The following is a 19,605-nucleotide window of genomic DNA, read 5'->3' as shown; positions in this document are numbered from 1 at the left end:
GATTGCGCGTAGGGTTAACCCGGCTCAACGGACTGGATGAAGCGTTATGCACACCCCTCGATTATTCGTCAGCCTCGCCGCGCTGCTGGTGCTGGCCGGTTGCGCCGGTCAACGCAGCATCGAACCGGCGCCGCGCCCGCCCGCCGAGGTCAAGGCGCAGATCGTGCGCCTGCTGCCGGCAAAAACCGTCGACCGCCAGGGCTGGGCCACCGACATCTACGCCGCGTTCGCCGCCCAGGGCATCAGCTCGACCACGCAAAACCTGTGTTCGGTGCTGGCCGTTGCCGAGCAGGAATCGACCTTTCAGGTCGATCCGCCGGTGCCCGGCCTGGGCAAGATCGCCCGTGACGAAATCGACCGCCGCGCCGCCAAGGTGCATATCCCGAGCCTGTTGGTCAGTGGTGCCTTGCAGGTGCGCTCGCCCAACGGCAAAACCTACAGCGAACGCCTGAGCGCCGCCCGCAGTGAAAAGGAATTGAGCGCGATTTTCGATGACTTCATCGGCTCGGTGCCGATGGGCCGTACGCTGTTCAGCGGTTTCAACCCGGTGCACACCGGCGGGCCGATGCAGGTCAGCATTGAATTCGCCGAGCAGCACGCCAAGGACTATCCGTACCCGGTGGACGGGACGATTCGTCACGAGGTGTTCACCCGTCGTGGCGGGATGTATTTCGGTATCGCGCATTTGCTGGGGTATCCGGTGAGTTACCGCGAGCCGCTGTACCGCTTTGCCGACTTCAACGCCGGCTGGTACGCCAGTCGCAACGCGGCGTTTCAAAACGCGGTCAGCCGCGCTTCGGGCATTGCGCTGGCGCTGGATGGCGACCTGATCCGCCCGGGCGCGATCATGCCGGGCAGCACGGAACTGGCGGTGCGCACCCTCGGCAAATCGCTGGGCATGCGTAATCCGGTGATCCGCGATCAACTGGAGAAGGGCGATAGCCTGGCCTTCGAGGAAACCAGACTGTATCAGCGGGTGTTCGAGCTGGCCGAGCGTGCGGAAGGCAAGACATTGCCTCGTGCGGTGCTGCCGGGCATCGTGCTGCAAAGCCCGAAGATCACCCGCAAACTGACCACGGCGTGGTTTGCCAAACGGGTCGACGAGCGCTATCGGCGCTGCATGGCCAAGGGCTGAGGACGATCAAAAAGGTATAAAAAAACCCGGCTGACGGGAGCCGGGTTTTTTCTGGGTTGTTGCGGTCAAGCTATTCATTCAGGCGACGCGACGTTCAATCAGACGATCCGAGCCACCTTCAGCGACGCGGCGTTCGATCAGACGATCCGAACCACCTTCAGCGACACGGCGTTCGATCAGACGATCCGAACCACCTTCAGCGACGCGGCGTTCGATCAGACGATCCGAGCCACCTTCAGCGACACGGCGTTCGATCAGACGATCCGAACCACCTTCAGCGACGCGGCGTTCGATCAGGCGATCCGAACCACCTTCAGCGACGCGGCGTTCGATCAGACGATCCGAACCACCTTCAGCGACGCGGCGTTCGATCAGACGATCCGAACCACCTTCGGCAACGCGGCGTTCGATCAGACGATCGGAACCGCCTTCGGCGATCATGGTGTGGGCCGGCTTGGCGGCAAATGCGTTGAAGGCCAGAACCGAAAGGGCAATGCTGAGGATGACTTGGCGTTTCATGATGGTGTGCTCCGGGGGTGTTGTTTGTTTGGTATGGAGCGGATGTTACGCCCGGGATTTTTTAAGAGAACTTCATTGACGTGATGGTGAACATCGACGCCGATGATGGTTCGTCACAACACCTTCACGGCACGGCCAATCGCCTGGATCGGCCCGGTGGGTTTGCCGATCGGCGAGCCGTTGGCGCCTTCCAGCGTCAGCTCGAACAACTGGTTCGGTTGCAGCGGCGGCAGCTTGTCCAGCGGGATCGACAGCGCCTGCCCCGGCTTGACCAGCCCCAGCGACACCGGCCCCTGCCAGCCGTCGGCCTTGGTCCAGAACTCCAGGGCCTTGTCGGTCGGCACCTCGACCACGCCCAGCGGAATCAACTGAATCTCCCGTGGACTGCTGGCCTGGATCACCCAGCCCGGTGCCTTGTCCTGCGGGGCGACCAGCACCACCAGAAAGCTCGGTTTCGGCGTGGTCTGGGTCAACAGGATCGACCCCAGCAGCAAGCTCGCGGCCAGCCCCGCAGCGCTCAAGCCGCGCCACAGTGACAGGCGGTTCCACCAGGAAATCTCTGGTGCCGGTTTATGGGTGAGTTGCCCGACAGTGCGTTCAATGCGTTGCCACAGTTGCGACGAGGGCTGATGCGCCGGGACGAGGTCGGTCAGTTCCAGCAGACGCCGCTCCCAGGCGTCCACGGCCGCTTGCAGCTCGGGCTCGTTGGGCAAGCGTCGTTGCACTTCGGCGCGCGCTTCGGCCGAGAGGGTGCCGAGCACGTATTCGCTGGCCAGTTCATCGCGTTCCTGCGCCGATTCGGTGGTCATCCCATGCACTCCCGCAACGCATTGAGGCTGCGTTTGATCCAGGCTTTGACGGTGCCCAGCGGCGTGTCGAGGCGCTGGGCGATCTGCGCGTGGCTGTAACCGTCGACGTAGGCGTGAAGGATGCAGCGGCGACGTTGCGGTTCCAGTTGATGCAGGCAGCGATGGACGCGGGTCGATTGCGCCAGCGCATCGAAGCCGTCATCAATCGCCGGAGATTCGTTGTTGTCGTTCAGCGGTGTTTCCCGGTCGTGATTGCGCAACACATTCAGCGCCAGATGGCGGGTCACGCTGAACATCCAGCCCCGGGCCGAACCGCGCGCCGGGTCGAAACCCGCCGCGCCGGCCCAGATCTTGATGAAGGCGTCGTGAACGATGTCTTCGGCCAGCGCCGCGTCACGCACCAGACGGCGGGCCACACCGAGCAGGCGCGGACTTTCCTGCACATACAATTCGCGCAGGGCCCCGCGCTCGCCGCGGGCACAGGCGGCGAGGCGGGCTTCGTAATCGAACGCGGTTTCGGGCAATGACATGTCCTGCAATCTAGCAAGCATCGAGCAAACGTCCAGTCAGGCTCAGTTCGCCGCCCAGAAAATGTAATCGGCCTGGTACTTCACCACTTCCTTCTGGCCCTTGTTCGCCGCCGTGCATTCACTGCCCGGCGCCACGCCGCCCTTGAGCGCGACGCGCTGGATGTAGCTCACGCCGCTCATGGCGCCTTTGCCTTCGGCGGGGTTGGCCTTGACCAGTTGATAGGGCAGGTTACCCGGGCTCGATGGCGCAACGGCCAGTTGCGTGCCGGTGACTTTCGAGCCGTCCTGCGCCTGCCAGGTGGCGGGCGGGCCGAAGTAGGTGCCGACCTGTTTGCCGCTGCGATCATTGAGCACCGCTTTCGGGCCGACGAACACCCACTCGGTCTGGCCGGCGACATTGGCCTTGTCCCGGCATTCGTAGGTGATCTCGCCGACCCCGGTGGTTTCCATCGCGATCCTGTGGCCGTCCGGCACCTTGATCGCATCGGGATAACTGCTTTGGGCAAAGCTTGTCGAGGCAACGGCGAGCAAACCGGTGAGGCCAATCAGTTGGGTGATGTTCATCAGTGTTTCTCCGAAAAGGGTAGACCGCTGACAGCCGAAAATGGGCTGTTACAGGGACTACCCGTGACGGAGCGGTTTGGATGCAGTGGCCGGAAAATAAACTTCAAACCCCATCGATTACACCTGTGGGCGAGCTTGCTCGCGAATACGGTGTGTCAGCCACATAAATGCTGACTGATCCGACGCCTTCGCGAGCAAGCTCGCTCCCACAGGGATCTTTGTCAGGCTTCAGGCCGGAGGCTTTCAGCAACGCCTGGGTATACGCATGCTGCGGCGCCGCAAAAATCTGGCGCGACGCTCCCTGTTCCACCACCTTGCCGTCCTTGATCACCATCAAGTCGTGCGCCAGCGCATGCACCACCGCCAGGTCATGGCTGATGAACAGGTACGTCAAGCCGTGACGGATCTGCAATTGCCGCAACAATTCCACCACCTGTTTCTGCACCGTGCGATCCAGCGCCGAGGTCGGTTCGTCGAGCAGAATCAGCGCCGGTTCCAGCACCAGTGCCCGGGCGATGGAAATGCGCTGGCGCTGGCCGCCGGAGAATTCGTGGGGATAGCGATGGCGGCTCTGCGGGTCGAGGCCGACTTCCTCCAGCACGCGGATCACCGCCGCCTCACGTTCCTCCGCCGTGCCGATGCCGTGGGTCAGCAGGCCTTCGGCGATGATCTGCTGCACCGACATCCGTGGGCTGAGGCTGCCGAACGGGTCCTGGAACACCACCTGGATCTGTCGCCGCAACGGGCGCATCAAGCGCTGATTGAACAGGCTCAATTGCTTGTTGCCGAACCGAATGTCGCCCTCGGATTCCACCAGCCGCAGAATCGCCTGGCCCAGCGTCGACTTGCCCGAGCCGGACTCGCCGACAATGCCCAGGGTCTTGCCCCGTTGCAGCCGGAAACTCACGCCGTCCACGGCCTTGATGTATTCCTGGGTGCGGCTGAACAACGTCTTGGGCAGCGGGAACCAGACTTTCAGATCGTCCACTTCCAGCAGGTTGTGATCGTAGCGACTCGGCACCGGTGCCCCCGACGGTTCCGCCTCGATCAGCAGGCGGCTGTAGGGATGCTGCGGGGTGCGGAACAGTGTTGCGCAGTCGGCCTGTTCGACGATTTCCCCGTGGCGCATTACGCACACCCGCTGGGCGATGCGCCGCACCAGATTGAGGTCGTGACTGATCAGCAGCAGCGACATGCCGAGGCGTTGCTGCAACTCGATCAGCAGTTCGAGAATCTTCTGTTGCACGGTTACGTCCAGCGCGGTGGTCGGCTCATCGGCGATCAGCAATTGCGGCTCGTTGGCCAGCGCCATGGCGATCATCACCCGTTGCCGCTGGCCGCCGGAGAGCTGGTGCGGATAGGCCTTCAAGCGCTGCAACGGCTGGCGAATGCCGACCAGTTCCAGCAGCTCCAGCGTGCGCTGGCGCGCGGCGCGGCCCTTGAGCCCCTTGTGGATCTCCAGCACTTCGCTGATCTGTTTTTCCACCGTGTGCAACGGGTTCAGCGAAGTCATCGGCTCCTGGAAAATCATCGCGATGCGGTTGCCGCGCAAGCCGCGCAGTTGCTGTTCGCTGGCGTGCAGCAAGTCCACGCCGTTGTAGCGGATGCTGCCCGTGCTGCTGACGGTTTTGCCTGGCAGCAAACGCAGGATCGAGTGCGCCGTCACCGACTTGCCCGAGCCGGATTCGCCGACCAGTGCCAGGCACTCGCCACGGCGGATGTCGAGATTCACACCGTGCACCACTTCGTGCCCGGCGAAGGCGACGCGCAGGTCGCGGATTTCAATCAGGTTGTCGGTCATTTCAGCTCCGGGGATCAGGATCGCGGATCGAACGCGTCACGGCAGGCTTCGCCGATGAACACCAGCAGGGACAGAATCAGCGCCAGGGCAAAAAACGCCGTCAGCCCCAGCCACGGCGCTTGCAGATTGCGCTTGGCCTGGCCGATCAGTTCACCCAGCGACGCGGTGCCGGCGGGCATGCCGAAACCGAGAAAGTCCAGCGCGGTGAGGGTGGCGATGGCGCCGGTCAGAATGAACGGCAGGTACGTGAGGGTTGAGGTCATGGCGTTGGGCAGAATGTGCCGGCGCATCAACTCGCTGTCCGTCAGGCCCAGGGCCCGCGCGGCCTTGACGTATTCCAGGCTGCGCCCGCGCAGGAACTCGGCGCGCACCACGTCCACCAGTGCCAGCCAGGAAAACAGCGCCATGATCCCCAGCAGCCACCAGAAACCGGGCGAAACGAACCCCGACAAAATAATCAGCAGGTACAGCACCGGCAGCCCCGACCAGATCTCCAGCACCCGCTGCCCGAGCAAGTCGACCCAGCCGCCGTAGTAACCCTGCAACGCCCCGGCCACGATGCCGACCAGCGCACTGACGGCGGTGAGGATCAGTGCAAACAGAATCGAAATCCGCGTGCCGAAAATCACCCGCGCCAACACGTCCCGCGCCTGATCGTCGGTGCCCAGCCAGTTGCTGGAGGACGGCGGGCTCGGCGCCGGTTCCGTGAGGTCGTAATTGACCGTGTCGTAGCTGAACGGAATCGGCGGGAACAGCATCCAGCCGCCCTGATCCTCGATCAGTTGGTGCACGTAATTGCTGGCGTAATCCGGCTGGAAGGGCAATTCGCCGCCGAAATCGGTTTCCTGATAATCGCTGAGGATCGGGAAGTAAAAAGCGTCGTGGTAGCGGATCACCAGCGGTTTGTCATTGGCGATCAGTTCGCCGCCGAGGCAGATCAGGCACAGCCCGACGAACAGCCACAGCGACCAGCGCCCGCGACGGTTGGCCTTGAATTGCGCGAGGCGCCGCCGGCCCAGAGGGGAGAGTGTGAACATCAGGCAGTCCTCGCCGAGAAGTCGATGCGCGGGTCGAGCAGGGTGTAGCAGAGGTCGCCGATCAGCTTGATCAACAGGCCGAACAGGGTGAACAGGAACAGCGTGCCGAACACCACCGGGTAGTCCCGTGACACCGCCGCTTCGTAGCTCATGCGCCCGAGGCCATCGAGGTTGAAGATGGTTTCGATCAGCAGCGAGCCGGCGAAAAACACCTCGATCAATGCCGACGGCACACCGGCCACCACCAGCAGCATCGCGTTGCGAAACACATGGCCGTAGAGCACGCGTCGTTCGGTCAGGCCCTTGGCGCGTGCGGTGATCACGTACTGACGGCTGATCTCGTTGAGGAAGCTGTTTTTGGTCAGGATCGTCAGCGTCGCAAAACCGCCGATCACCAGCGCCGTCACCGGTAATACCAGGTGCCACAGGTAGTCGCCGACCTTGCCCCACAGGCTCAGGCTGTCGAAATTGTCCGAGACCAGCCCCTGCACCGGAAACCAGTTGACGTAGCTGCCCCCGGCGAACACCACGATCAACAGGATCGCGAACAGAAACGCCGGCATCGCGTAACCGACGATGATCGCCGTGCTGCTCCAGACATCGAACGCGCTGCCGTTTTTGATCGCTTTACGGATCCCCAGCGGGATCGAAATCAGGTAGGTGATCAAGGTTGCCCACAGGCCGAGGGACAGCGACACCGGCAGCTTCTGCACGATCAGATCGGTCACCTTCGCACCGCGAAAGAAGCTGCTGCCCAGCTCCAGTTGCGCGTAGTTCTTGAGCATCAGCCACAGGCGTTCGTGCATCGGTTTGTCGAAACCGTAGTGCTGCTTGATCTCTTCGATCAGCGCCGGGTCCAGGCCGCGGCTGCTGCGTCCGGCCCCGCCGATCGCGGTCACTTCGCTGGCGCCGCCCATGCTGTGTCCGCCGAAGCCTTGCAGGCGAGCGATGGCCTGCTCCACCGGGCCGCCGGGCGCCGCCTGCACGATGACGAAGTTGACCACCAGAATGCACAGCAGCGTCGGGATGATCAGCAACAGACGTCGACTCAGATAACGCCACATGTCACTGGCCCCCCGCGAGGTGGTGCAGGGCACTCATCTGCTGGTTGGTCAGCGGCTTGGCCGAGACCTCCCACCAGGTGTCGAGGCCTTCGCTGTAAATCGGTTGCACCGACGGCCTGCCGAAGCGGTTCTGATACACCGTCGGCGTGCCTTTGGAGTAGTAGTTGGGAATCATGTAGTCACCCCATTGCAGCACTCGGTCGAGGGCGCGGGCGTAACGCACCATGGCGTCGCGGGTATTGGCCTGGACCAGGCCGTCGATCAGCCGGTCTACCGCCGGGTCCGCCAGCACCATCGAATTGGAGCTGCCGACTTGTGTGGCGCTCTGCGAGGCATACAGGCTGTACAGCTCGCGGCCCGGCGAGACGATCGGATCGCCGCTGCGGGGGAAACTGGTGACGATCATGTCGTAATCCCGGGCGTTAAGCCGGTTGATGTACTGCGCCGAATCGATGCGCCGCAGATTCAGGGTGATGCCGATCTGCGCCAGGTTGCGTTTGTAGGGCAGCAGCATGCGGTCGAAGCCGCCCTGGCCGTCGAGGAAGGTGAATTCGAAGGGCTCGCCGGCGGCGTTTACCAGGCGGTTGTTTTTCGGCGTCCATCCGGCCTCCGCCAGCAGTTTCAGGGCCTGCAACTGCTTGTCGCGGATGTAGCCGCTGCCATCGGTTTTCGGCGCCTGATAGACCCGGTTGAAAACCTCGTCCGGAATCTGTCCGCGCAGCGGTTCGAGGATCGCCAGTTCGCCAGCGTCGGGCAGGGCGGTGGCGGCCATTTCACTCTTCGGCCAGTAGCTGTTCTGGCGCACGTAGAAGCCGCGCATCATTTGCTTGTTGGTCCACTCGAAATCCCACAGCAGGCTCAGCGCCTTGCGCACCCGGTGATCCTTGAACAACGGGTTCTGCAGGTTGAACACAAACCCTTGGGCGCTGGTCGGTTTGTCCGGGGCGAGAATCGCCTGTTGCAGGCGTCCGTCACGCAGGGCCGGGCTGTCGTAGCCGACCACGTAGCCGGATGAAGAAAACTCGCGGTTGTAGTCGAACGCCCCGGCCTGCAGCAGTTGCCGGGCGACGTCGGTGTCGCCGTAGAAGTTCACGGTCAGGCTGTCGAAGTTGTACATCCCGCGACTGACCGGCAAGTCCTTGCCCCACCAATCCGGATCGCGCTGGAAACCGATGCTGCGCCCCGCATCGACCTTGCTCACCCGGTACGGGCCACTGCCCAGTGGTGGTTCGAAGCCGCCGCCGTTGGCGAAGTCGCGGGTTTTCCACCAGTGCTCGGGCACCGGTCGCAGCGATGCCAGATCCAGCGCCAGGGTGCGGTTGAGGTTGTTCTTGAAGGTGAAGCGAATCTGTCGCGGGCCTTCGACCAGTACGTCCTGCACATCGGCGTATTGCTGGCGATAACTCAGGCTGCCCTTGGTCATCAGCAACTCGAAGGTGTAGCGCACGTCCTCGGCGGTGATCGGCGTGCCGTCGGCGAAACGCGCCTCGGGATTCAGGTTGAAGCGCACCCACAGACCGCCGGGATCGCGCTCCATGGATTGCGCCACCAGGCCGTAGACGGTGTAGGGCTCGTCCAGCGAACGGAACGCCAGCGGCGAGTACACCCAGTCGTTGACCTGCACCACGGAAATGCCCTGATCGGCATACGGGGTGATGTAGTTGTACTGACCGATCTCCATTGAAGCGCGGCTGAGCGAGCCGCCCTTCGGTGCGTCGGGATTGACGAAGTCGAAGTGCTGGAAACCGGCGGGGTATTTCGGCGCCTCGCCGTACACCGTCATCGCGTAACTGTCGCCGGCCAGCGCAGATGTCGCGTTGCACAGCAGCGCACTGCCGAGCAGCAGGCCGGCCATGTTGCGCAAAAAGTTCATGAGATCACTCCTCAAACCTCTGAAAGAACAAGGAACCCCTGTGGGAGCTGGCAAGTCGGCTCCCACAGGGTTATGCAGTGCTCGATCCTTAGAAGTGGTACGTCATGCGCGCAAACAGCGTGCGACCCAGCGGATCGGTGTAGCGCGGGTCATAACCGCTCTGGAAGTTGTAGGCCTGGTTGGAGAACGGTGGATCGCGGTCGAACAGGTTCTTCACCCCGGCATCGACGTCCAGCACTTTGTCGAAGGTGTAGCCGGCCGACAGGTCCCACACCGAGTACGACGCGACCCGCGCGTTGGTCTCGCGGTCGTAGTCGTTGTAGCCGGTGGTGAAGCGGTTGGTCAGCGCCGCGCGGGCGGCGCCGAAGGTCCAGGAGCCGGTCAGGTTGTGTTTCCAGCGGGCAATCACCCCGTCACCCCTGAAGTCGCCGACCTTGTCGGTGAACGGGCCCTTGATGGTGCTCTGGAAGTCGTACTCGTCGACGTAAGTGCCTTGCAGGCCCAGACCGAACTGACCGTACGGCGTGTTCGGGAAGCGATAGTCCAGCGACACATCGACGCCATTGGTTTCGACGATGCCGAGGTTGGCGTTGCCGGTGACGATGTAGTTGAGCGTGCCGTCGGCGTTGCGCACGAAGCGGTCAGGGTAGCTGCCGGCCTGATCGAACACGGTGGATTCCGGGAACGGCTGGATCTGGTTGGAGATGTGAATCCACCAGAAATCCAGGCCCACGGACAGATTGTTGACCGGCTGATAAACGAAGCCCAAGGTCACGTTGCGAGCTTTCTCCGGTGCCAGGTCTTCGTTGCCGCCGATCTGGTTGAGGAACTGCTGACCGCAATCGCGCCCGCCGTTGCCGCCCGGTTGCACCACGCCGCCGGTACACAGCACCGGGTCGTTGTAGTAGCCCTGGGTGTAGGTGATGCTGCGCGGCGAATACAACTCATACAGCGACGGCGCGCGGAAGCCTTCACTGTAGGCGCCGCGCACCACCAGTTCCTTGAGCGGCTGATAACGGAACGAATATTTCGGGTTGGTGGTGCTGCCGAAGTCGCTGTATTTGTCGTGACGCACCGCGGCGGACAATTCCAGGCTGTCGAGCACCGGCACGTTGATTTCCGCGTAGGCGGCTTTCACGCTGCGGTCGCCCTCGACACTGCCGGCCGGGTCGATGCCCAGGCTCTGGATGTCGCCGGCAAAGGCTTCGAAATCCTGGTGGAATTTCTCTTTGCGGTACTCGCCGCCCAGCGCCAGACCCGACGGGCCGGCACCGAACCAGTCACCGATCTCGCGGCTGATCCGCCCGTCGAAACCGGCGACCCGGCCGACCGCCGTGGAATAGGCGCCGTGGTAAGCGGCCTGATCGATGTATTGCTGACCGGCGCTGGTCTGCGGGCCGAACGGGTTGAGCAGGCCGCTGGCCAGACCGTCGATCATCGCCTGATCGCTGACGTAGCCGCTGGTGACGCTGGAGACGATCTTGTTCTGGTTGTACGAGGCGCCGACGTTGTAGTCCCAGCCGCCGACCAGGCCGTCGAAGCTCAGCAAAAAGCGCTGGCTGGTGTTCTGGTCTTTCGATTCGCGCGGGCCGGCGGCGGTTTCGCGCCAGTTCACGTCCACCGGTTGCGTCGGGTCGAGGGCGAAACCGGTGGGTGCCGGGGTGATGCCGTTGCCGGGGTAGTAGGGCGAGGACGAATCCAGGCTCAGGCCGGTCAATGGTGCAGGTCCCACGGCGGTGGCGTTGTTGTTGCGCGACCAGAAGTATTCGAGGTTGACGTTGTGGTCGTCGGCCAGTTTGCCGGTGGTCTTGCCGAAGAACGAAGTCTTCTCGGTCTCTGGCACCAGGTCGATGTACTCGCGGGTGCTGAAGCGGCAGAGGCCATCGCGGGCCACCAGGTTGGGGCCGTTGCAATTGCTGTTGGCCAGCGGGTTGGTGGCGTTGCCGTTCTGGCTGTAGTTGCCGGGGAACGCGGTGCCGGAGGTCTGGTCCAGGCCACGGCCGGGCACGTAGTCGCGGGCGAACGAACGGTCGTTGGCGTCGAGGTTCTGCTGCTTGTTGTAGTTGAACACGCCGAGCACGTTGAAGCGGTCCTGCTCCAGGTCGCCGTAGCCCCAGCTGGCGCTCATGTCCTTGGTCGCACCGCCGCCGCTGTGGGTCGGGGTTTCGCCGCCGAGGGTGAGCTGGCCGTCGGTCATGGATTTTTTGGTGATGAAGTTGATCACGCCGCCGATGGCGTCGGTGCCGTACAGGGCCGAGGCGCCGTCGCGCAGCACTTCCACGCGCTCGATCGCGGCAAACGGGATCATGTTCAGATCCACCGCGCCGCCGGCCGAGTTGGTGCCCGACAGGGCGTTGTTGGCCAGCCGGCGACCGTTGAGCAGCACCAGTGTCTTGTTCGCGCCGATGCCGCGCATGTCGGCGAACGAGGCGCCGCCGGTGGCCGAGCCGACCGAGCCAGCGCTGTTGTTGATCGACTGGCTGCCGGTGATGCGCTGCACCAGTTCGGCGGTGGTGGTCACGCCCTGTTTGCGCAGCTCATCGGCCTTGAGCACGGTGATCGGCACCGCCGTTTCCGCGTCGACCCGACGGATCGCCGAACCGGTGACTTCGACCCGTTGCAGTTGCGTGGTCGGTGCGACCACCGCAGCGGCGGCCGGGGCGTTGTTGTCGTCCTCGGCCGCCTGAACCCCGGCGCCCATCCCCATGGCCACCAGGTACAACGGAACGAAACGGTGGCGGGAAATCGTCGCCACCAGAGGTTTGAGCGTGAAGCGTGGAGTGTTCATCAGCATGGTTGTTTCCGACTTTGTTAGACGTTTATCGAAATGGCCTTGTGAGCCCTCTTTGCGCGGAGCACGGTGGTGCCGCGCCGCGAAAACCACTTTCTTCAAGCAAGCCGATCCCCTCCGAAGACGCGCTGCGTTTTTCGGTCGGCCGATTGCGACGGGATTCAACGAGCGGTGCCGGGCGCGTCCCTCACTGCGCGCCCGGCACCGCCGTCAGCGGGTGGTCATCACCGATATCTTGGTAATGCCCGAGCGCTCGATGGACGCCATGGCTTTGGCCACCTGGCCGTAATTCACGGCGGAGTCGGCCTGCAGCTGCACGCGCACTTCGGCGTCCCTGGCCTTGACCTCCTTGAGGCTGGCCTCCAGTGATTCCGGCGCCAGCTCGGTCTTGGCCAGGAAGAACTTGCCGTCCTGATCCACGCTGACCACCACCGGATCTTTCTTTTCGGCGGGGGCGACGGCGTCGGTTTTCGGCAGGTTGACCTTGATCGCGTTAGTCATCAGCGGCGCGGTGACGATGAACACCACCAGCAGCACGAGCATCACGTCCACCAGCGGCGTGACGTTCATTTCGCTGAGCACTTCATCGCTGTCTTGAGTGGAAAAGGACATCAGCTGGCCTCCCGCACGGCGGCCGTGGATTTGGCGATAGCCTGGCGGCTGATGGAAAACGCGCTGCGCGAGGCGAGGGCGTCGAAGTCGTGGGCGAAGTCATCCATGTCTGCCGAGGCCAGCTTCAGGCGTCGCAGGAAGAAGTTGTAAATCAGCACCGCCGGCACCGCGACGGCAATCCCCACACCGGTGGCGATCAGCGCGTGGCCGATCGGCCCGGCCACGGTTTCCAGGCTGGCCGAACCGCTGGCGCCGATGCTTTGCAGGGCTTCCATGATTCCCCACACGGTGCCGAACAGGCCAATGAACGGCGCGGTGCTGCCGATACTGGCGAGGATCGCCTGGCCGTTTTCCAGCGAGCGGCGTTCCTTCTGGATCTGTTGGCGCAGATTGCGTTCCAGTCGGTCGGAACGGTTGATGGTGTGCGCCAGTTGCTGGGTGGTGCGCGGGGATTCTTCTACCAGCAGGGCTTCGAACCCGCTGCTGGCGATCCGCGCGAGCGAGCCCGGATATTGGCTGGCGTGTTCGGCGGCGGTGAGCAAATCCGGCGCGCCCCAGAAGGCTTTGCTGAACTGCCGGTTCTGGGTTTTCTGGCGCAGGTATTGCGCCGACTTGACCAGCAGGATCGCCCAGCTGACCACGGAAAACAGCACCAGCCCCCAGAGCACGCCGGGGACAATCATCGAAGACAGAGAATCGTTCATGGCTACACCTCGCTTGCGTTAATCGGTTGTGAGTTCGGTTGTCGCGCCGTCATTGCGGCAATTTGAAATCGATGGTCTGGGTGGCGAAGCCGTCGATCGGTGTGTCACCGCGTTTGGCCGGAATGAACTTCCAGGCCTTCACCGCCGCGACCGCCGCGTCATCCAGTTGCGGCTTGCCGCTGGACTTGGTCACCGTCACCGAGCCTGCGCGACCGTTGGCCAGCACCTGAATCCGCAGCACCACGCTGCCTTCCCAGTTGCGCCGCAGGGCCAGCGACGGGTATTCCGGCGGCGGGTTGCCGAGGCTGGCGAGGCCGGATATCGCCGCCGTCTCTTTCACCGGGCCCGGTGCCGCCGCAGGTGCCGGTGGCGCGCTCGGAGTGGCCGGGGCGGCAGGCGCAGCCGGTTGCGCAGGGGCGGGCGGCGCTTTCGGCGGCTCGACCTTTTTCACCGGTTTGGGTTTCTCGACCGGTTTCGGTTTTTCGATCGGCTTGGGTTTCTCCACCGGTTTGGGCGGCGGCTTGACCGCGTCCTCGTCTTCCACCGGTTGTTCCGGCTCGGGCGGGGGCGGTGGTGGGGGCGGCGGCTCCGGTGTCGGCGGGGCCGGAGGTGTCGGGCTGGTCAGCTCGACGGTCATTTCCGGAATTTCCGGTGGCGTGGGCAGCGGCTCGGCCCTGGCCTGCTGGAAAAACCACCAGGCGCCGCCGTGTATCAACGCCGACACCGCTACCAGCAACAGCATCTGCTGTTTGTTCAGGCCGCCGGGCTGTGAAGTGTTGGCCTTATAGACGGGCCGATCCGCCACCGACGCAAGCGCTGCGTTCGGTAATGGCCCCGGCGGCGTTCTGTGCTTTACCGCATCGTTCATTAAAGCTCCCTCGGGTGGATGAAGGGCAATAAGGTGCCGTTCGAACAACACAGGGTTGTTCGAGTGAGTGGTCGCAACTTTCATACAGGTGTGCAGAAGCCGATAGTTAAACTATCTATTGAACAGGGCTTGTGCAGCTTGTTGCTTCAGTAATGCCGACTTCGATGGTTCATTGATCCGGTCCGTGGCTGTTCTTTTATAAGTGAGTGTGCAATTGAGTGGCGAACATCATTCTTGCCCTCATGGTTGATGCAATAGCAACCGCTGTGCCAAAGAGTGACCAATTGTGTAGCGGTTATTTCACGGATGATGCCTGTGTCGCATTTATATAAGTTTCATTGAGCACGCCGGTTTTCATGGGCGCATAACCTCCCGACGGCCCTGTTTGCAGGGCTTTTTTCGGGGCGAGACAGGCTTGGCGCGGTATCGCGCTGTTCAGCGAGATAGAGCGGCTGTTCTCGTGTCGGCCAGGACGCTTGATGGTGCGTGGCGGACTGATTTGGTGCGGGTCAGTGTTTTAGCGGGTCACAGGCGATATTCCTTGTTCTTGTCTAAATAAAGTAAGGCTCGGGGTAATGATTGACAGTGCAGTTTTGGTGCGCTTTGAACATTAACGCCGAACGGCGAAAGTTGTATCGATGTGCTGTCTGGAAGTTATTGTCGAACAATGTGTTGTTGCATTCATTAATGCAGCGCGCACGCAATGACTTCTTGCGTACTATTTAAAAAATAAATAGTGCAGGCGTTCAGGTAATAAAAGGAATGCACGGACTGTTCGCAGGACGAACACGGCGCAGGTACACGGGGACGCAGAGAAGAGTGTGGCGCAGCAGATGAAGATTCACGCGGTGAACTCCTTGTTGCCAGCTCGGATACGCGAACTTTTGGTTCGGTATCGCACCTTACAAGAACGCGGATAGCGTTCGCTGATTGCTCTTGGTGCGGGATGGGCACCGCCAGCGCTGTTTTGCGAGATCAGGGATTCGCAAGCTGCCGATCAATGCGCAATCCGTGCCAAATTCGATACAACAGCTATAAATAGGCCCAGGCAGGATGCCTTTCGCAGTGGAGGAGGGGTTATGTATCAGCTCTACGGACATCGCAATTCAGGGGCGGCGGCCATCGAGGCGGCGCTCGAGCTGTGCCAGGTGGCTTACCGCTTCATCGATATCGAGGCCAGCGCGGAAGCGGCGCAGGAGCTGGCGCGGCTCAACCCGCTCAAACAGATCCCGACCCTGCAACTGCCGGACGGCAGTGTCATCACCGAAAGTGCGGCAATCCTGATTCATCTGGGGTTGAGTTTCCCGCAATCCGGTCTGCTGCCCGCCACAGGCGCTGATCGGGATCAGGCGATTCGCGGTTTGGTGTACATCGTCAGCAATTGTTACGCGGCCATCGGCGTCATTGATTACCCCGAGCGCTGGCTGGTGATGCCGGACGAGGCCTCGCGGCAGAATCTGATGGCGGGTGCGCGGGAGCGACTGCACTGGACCTGGGAGGTGTTTGCCGACCAGTTCTCCGCCGAGCTGTACCTGGACGATGAAACGCCAGGGGCGCTGGATGTGCTGGCAGCGGTGGTCACGCGCTGGGCCGGTGCCCGCGAACACCTGCGCCAGGCTCGACCCGGTTTCCATGCGTGGCTGCAGCGCATCGACCGGCACCCGGTATTGGCGCCGGTCTTTGCGCGGCATTGGCCCGGTTAAGAAATCGAATCTGATGGTGATCGTTCCCACGCTCTGCGTGGGAATGCAGCCCGGGACGCTCCGCGTCCCAAAGCGTGACGCAGAGCGTCACAGGAGGCATTCCCACGCAGAGTGTGGGAACGAACATCAGGAGCGTGGGAACGATCAGGGTGGCGGCATCACTCGCCGCGAATGTACTGCTCCAGCTGTTTGATCAGCTCGGCCTGTTCGGCGATCGCTTCCTTGACCAGGTCGCCGATCGACAGCAGTCCGATCAGTTTGCCGTCCTCCACCACGGGCAAGTGACGCAGGCGTTTGTCGGACATGATGCCCAGGCAGGTGTCGACGGTCTGGTGAGTGTCCACCGTGATCACGTTCGCCACCATGATGTCGCGCACCGGCGTGCCCACCGACGAGCGCCCGTGCAGCACCAGTTTGCGCGCGTAGTCGCGCTCGCTGATGATACCCACCACTTTTTCGTCTTCCACCACGAGCAAGGCGCCGACGTTCTTCTCGGCCATTTTCATCAGCGCTTCGAGCACCATGTGATCGGGCTTGATCTGGTGCACTTCCTGATTTTTCTGATCTTTGAGCTTGAGCAGTTGGGCGACGGTTTTCATGGCGGTTACTCAGGTGTTGTCGTTGTTCTTCAAGCATCGTAGACCGTGGCGCACAGAGCAAGGTCGCAAAACGGCAGATAACACGCAAAAAACGTCATTTGACCGGGTTTTTCATGGCGAGGCCTTTGTCACCGGTTACGGCAATGCCGCGTAGAATGCCCGTCTGAATCAATTCTTGAGGTCGCAGTGGTGGATTTACAGCAGGGTTTTGTCCTGACCCGGCATTGGCGCGACACCCCGGCCGGCACTGAAGTCGAGTTCTGGCTGGCGACTGACGCCGGCCCGCGCCGTGTGCGTCTTGCGCATCAGCCGTCGGTGGCGTTCATCCCGGCGGCGCAGCGTGAGCAGGCCGAGCGGGTGCTGGCGGACGAAAAGAACGTCGAACTGCGCCCCCTCGCTTTGCAGGATTTCGAGCATCGCCCGGTGCTTGGGCTGTATTGCCAGCAGCACGGTCAGTTGATGCGCCTGGAGACCGCGCTCAACCGCCACGGTATCGACGTCTACGAAGCCGATGTGCGACCGCCCGAGCGTTACCTGATGGAGCGCTTCATCACCGCGCCGGTGTGGTTCGGCGGCACGCCCGATGCCGACGGTATGTTGCTCGACGCCCACCTAAAGCCTGCGCCCGACTATCGTCCGCAATTGCGCCTGGTCTCGCTGGACATCGAAACCACCGAGCAGGGCGAGTTGTATTCCATCGCGCTGGAGGGCTGCGGTGAACGCCAGGTGTACATGCTCGGCGCACCGAACGGCGATCACAGCATCGTCGATTTCGACCTTGAGTATTGCGAATCGCGCACCCTGATCCTCAAGAAACTCAACGACTGGTTCGCCCGTCACGACCCCGACGCGATCATCGGCTGGAACCTCGTGCAGTTCGACCTGCGCATTCTCCATGAACACGCCCGACGCCTCGGTGTGCCGCTCAAGCTCGGGCGCGACGGTGAGGAAATGCAGTGGCGCGAACACGGCAGCCGCAATCATTACTTCGCGGCAGCGGCGGGGCGGTTGATCATCGATGGCATCGAATCCCTGCGTTCGGCGACCTGGAGTTTCCCCTCGTTCAGCCTGGAAAACGTCGCCCAGACTCTGCTCGGCGAGGGCAAGTCGATCGACAACCCGTACCAGCGCATGGACGAGATCAACCGCATGTTCGCCGAGGACAAACCGGCGCTGGCCAAGTACAACCTCAAGGACTGTGAACTGGTCACGCGGATATTTGCCAGGACCGAGCTGCTGAAGTTTTTGCTCGAGCGCGCGAGCGTCACCGGTTTGCCGGCGGATCGCAGCGGCGGCTCGGTGGCAGCGTTCACGCACTTGTATATGCCGTTGATGCACCGTCAGGGTTTTGTGGCGCCGAACCTTGGTACCAATCCGCCGCAGGCCAGCCCCGGCGGATTTGTCATGGACTCGCAACCGGGGCTGTACGAATCGGTGCTGGTGCTCGACTACAAGAGCCTTTATCCGTCGATCATCCGCACCTTTCTGATTGACCCGGTGGGCTTGATCGAAGGCTTGCAGCATCCGGATGACGCCGATTCGGTGCCGGGTTTTCGCGGTGCGCGGTTCTCTCGCACCCGGCATTGCCTGCCGTCCATCGTCGCCCGGGTCGCCGAGGGCCGCGAGACCGCCAAACGCGAGCACAACGCGCCGTTGTCCCAGGCGCTGAAGATCATCATGAACGCCTTCTACGGCGTGCTCGGCTCCAGCGGTTGCCGGTTTTTCGATACGCGACTGGCGTCCTCGATCACCCTGCGCGGCCACGAAATCATGCTGCGTACCTGGCAGTTGATCGAGGCTCAGGGCCACGCGGTGATTTATGGCGATACCGATTCGACCTTCGTCTGGCTGCGTCGCCCCCACGGTCAGGAAGAGGCGTCGAACATTGGCCGGGCGCTGGTGCAGCACGTTAACGACTGGTGGCGCGAGCATGTGCGTGAGCAGTACGGGCTGGAAAGCGCCCTCGAATTGCAGTTCGAAACCCACTACAAACGGTTCCTGATGCCGACCATTCGTGGCGCGGAAGAGGGCAGCAAAAAGCGTTACGCCGGCCTGGTGACCCGCGCCGACGGCAGTGAGGAAATGGTCTACAAAGGCCTGGAGACCGTGCGCACCGACTGGTCGCTGCTGGCCCGGCAGTTTCAGCAGGAGCTTTACGAGCGGATTTTCCAGCGCAGGCCGTATCAGGATTACGTGCGCGAGTACGTGCGCAAGACCCTGGCCGGTGAGTTCGACGAGCGACTGGTTTACCGCAAGCGCCTGCGCCGCACCCTCGACGACTACGAACGCAACGTACCGCCGCATGTTCGTGCCGCGCGGCTGGCCGACGATTACAACGCGCAACACGGTCGCCCACGGCAATACCAGAACGGTGGCTGGATCAGCTACGTCATCACCCTGGCCGGCCCCGAGCCGCTGGAAGTGCGCCGCGCGGCCATCGACTACGACCACTACATCACCCGCCAGCTGCAACCGGTGGCGGATGCGATCCTGCCGTTTGTCGACGACGATTTCTCAACCCTGATCGGGGGGCAACTGGGCCTGTTTTGAGTCCAGCAGTTGCAGGGTCCATTCGTCCTGGATGCCGTGGAAATAACGCTCGAGCGCCTGATGCCAGAGACTGTCGTCGTCCGCGAACTGGGCGAACAACGTCATCGATGAGTGGAATTTCAGATCGTCCGGGTGGCCGAAGATGTCGGCAATCGAGCGTTGCTGCACATTCAGTACAAGCTGCGTGCAGGTCCGCAGCCGGGCGCCGAGCAGTTCATGGGCCAGATAGGCTCGAGCTTCCCCGGCGGAGCTGATGGCGAACCGCCGCGACATCTCGCTGCCCCCGAGCCCGGCGAACTGCGGGAACACGAACCACATCCAGTGGCTGCGTTTGCGGCCCTCGTCGAGCTCGCGCTGGACCCGTTCGAACACCGGGTCCTGGGCGAGCACGAAGCGTTGCAGGTTGAATGGATCGTCCTGATCAGTGCTTCTCATGGCGAAGCCCT

The 19,605-nt window shown here is 62.6% G+C and carries 17 protein-coding genes; 3 read left to right on the top strand and 14 right to left on the bottom strand.

All coding sequences use genetic code 11. The annotated features are described in order from the left end of the window. The first annotated feature begins 46 nt into the window (after positions 1–46). Positions 47–1,135 (top strand): DUF1615 domain-containing protein, encoded by a 1,089-nt coding sequence (locus CAF73_RS16850; protein WP_085703301.1) that lies wholly within the window; start codon positions 47–49, stop codon positions 1,133–1,135. A 78-nt stretch (positions 1,136–1,213) separates the two neighbouring features. Here CAF73_RS16850 and CAF73_RS16845 read toward each other — a convergent pair whose 3' ends face one another. From CAF73_RS16845 to CAF73_RS16790, 12 genes are all read right to left on the bottom strand, one after another. Further along, positions 1,214–1,654, bottom strand: a complete 441-nt coding sequence (locus tag CAF73_RS16845; RefSeq protein ID WP_011335081.1) for a hypothetical protein — start codon at positions 1,652–1,654, stop codon at positions 1,214–1,216. A gap of 113 nt (positions 1,655–1,767) precedes the next feature. Beyond that, the gene (locus CAF73_RS16840; RefSeq protein ID WP_085698931.1) at positions 1,768–2,463 is read right to left on the bottom strand and encodes an anti-sigma factor domain-containing protein; all 696 of its coding nucleotides are present in this window, start codon (positions 2,461–2,463) and stop codon (positions 1,768–1,770) included. Next, positions 2,460–2,993: a sigma-70 family RNA polymerase sigma factor gene (locus tag CAF73_RS16835; protein ID WP_176247742.1), complete on the bottom strand. Its 534-nt coding sequence runs from the start codon at positions 2,991–2,993 to the stop codon at positions 2,460–2,462. Before CAF73_RS16835 ends, CAF73_RS16840 begins: the two co-directional genes overlap by 4 nt. Before the next feature lie 42 nt (positions 2,994–3,035). Further along, a complete protein-coding gene (locus CAF73_RS16830) occupies positions 3,036–3,557 on the bottom strand; it encodes a DUF3455 domain-containing protein (protein WP_085703299.1) in 522 nt (173 codons plus the stop codon). A 103-nt stretch (positions 3,558–3,660) separates the two neighbouring features. Continuing rightward, on the bottom strand, positions 3,661–5,358 hold the full coding sequence (locus tag CAF73_RS16825; protein ID WP_085703298.1) for an ABC transporter ATP-binding protein: 1,698 nt from the start codon (positions 5,356–5,358) through the stop codon (positions 3,661–3,663). A gap of 14 nt (positions 5,359–5,372) precedes the next feature. Further along, entirely contained in the window at positions 5,373–6,395 is a 1,023-nt protein-coding gene (locus CAF73_RS16820; protein WP_085703297.1) for an ABC transporter permease, read from the bottom strand. After that, on the bottom strand, positions 6,395–7,459 hold the full coding sequence (locus CAF73_RS16815; protein ID WP_085703296.1) for a microcin C ABC transporter permease YejB: 1,065 nt from the start codon (positions 7,457–7,459) through the stop codon (positions 6,395–6,397). Before CAF73_RS16815 ends, CAF73_RS16820 begins: the two co-directional genes overlap by 1 nt. A 1-nt stretch (position 7,460) precedes the next feature. After that, entirely contained in the window at positions 7,461–9,332 is a 1,872-nt protein-coding gene (locus CAF73_RS16810; protein ID WP_085703295.1) for an extracellular solute-binding protein, read from the bottom strand. Positions 9,333–9,420: 88 nt separating this feature from the next. Further along, complete coding sequence (locus CAF73_RS16805) at positions 9,421–12,126, bottom strand: TonB-dependent receptor (RefSeq protein ID WP_085703294.1); 2,706 nt, start codon at positions 12,124–12,126, stop codon at positions 9,421–9,423. Between the two features lie 207 nt (positions 12,127–12,333). Further along, the gene (locus CAF73_RS16800; RefSeq protein ID WP_085703293.1) at positions 12,334–12,735 is read right to left on the bottom strand and encodes a biopolymer transporter ExbD; all 402 of its coding nucleotides are present in this window, start codon (positions 12,733–12,735) and stop codon (positions 12,334–12,336) included. Next, positions 12,735–13,439: a MotA/TolQ/ExbB proton channel family protein gene (locus CAF73_RS16795; RefSeq protein ID WP_007959058.1), complete on the bottom strand. Its 705-nt coding sequence runs from the start codon at positions 13,437–13,439 to the stop codon at positions 12,735–12,737. The genes CAF73_RS16800 and CAF73_RS16795 overlap by 1 nt, the downstream gene beginning before the upstream one ends. Before the next feature lie 49 nt (positions 13,440–13,488). Beyond that, positions 13,489–14,307, bottom strand: a complete 819-nt coding sequence (locus CAF73_RS16790; RefSeq protein WP_085703292.1) for a TonB family protein — start codon at positions 14,305–14,307, stop codon at positions 13,489–13,491. 1,079 nt (positions 14,308–15,386) lie between these two features. Between CAF73_RS16790 and CAF73_RS16785 the strand changes: the two genes are divergently transcribed. Then, on the top strand, positions 15,387–16,010 hold the full coding sequence (locus tag CAF73_RS16785; protein ID WP_085698949.1) for a glutathione S-transferase: 624 nt from the start codon (positions 15,387–15,389) through the stop codon (positions 16,008–16,010). 158 nt (positions 16,011–16,168) lie between these two features. Here CAF73_RS16785 and CAF73_RS16780 read toward each other — a convergent pair whose 3' ends face one another. After that, a complete protein-coding gene (locus tag CAF73_RS16780) occupies positions 16,169–16,609 on the bottom strand; it encodes a CBS domain-containing protein (RefSeq protein ID WP_085698951.1) in 441 nt (146 codons plus the stop codon). A gap of 189 nt (positions 16,610–16,798) precedes the next feature. Here CAF73_RS16780 and CAF73_RS16775 point away from each other — a divergent pair, with 189 nt between their 5' ends. After that, on the top strand, positions 16,799–19,159 hold the full coding sequence (locus CAF73_RS16775; RefSeq protein WP_176247741.1) for a DNA polymerase II: 2,361 nt from the start codon (positions 16,799–16,801) through the stop codon (positions 19,157–19,159). Here CAF73_RS16775 and CAF73_RS16770 read toward each other — a convergent pair. Beyond that, positions 19,124–19,594: a DUF1810 domain-containing protein gene (locus tag CAF73_RS16770; RefSeq protein ID WP_085698955.1), complete on the bottom strand. Its 471-nt coding sequence runs from the start codon at positions 19,592–19,594 to the stop codon at positions 19,124–19,126. The genes CAF73_RS16775 and CAF73_RS16770 overlap by 36 nt on opposite strands. Positions 19,595–19,605 lie beyond the last annotated feature (11 nt).

The sequence above is a fragment of the Pseudomonas sp. B15(2017) genome (assembly GCF_002113215.1).
In the GTDB taxonomy this organism is placed as follows: Bacteria; Pseudomonadota; Gammaproteobacteria; order Pseudomonadales; family Pseudomonadaceae; genus Aquipseudomonas.
This window is presented reverse-complemented; position numbering and strand designations above follow the sequence as displayed.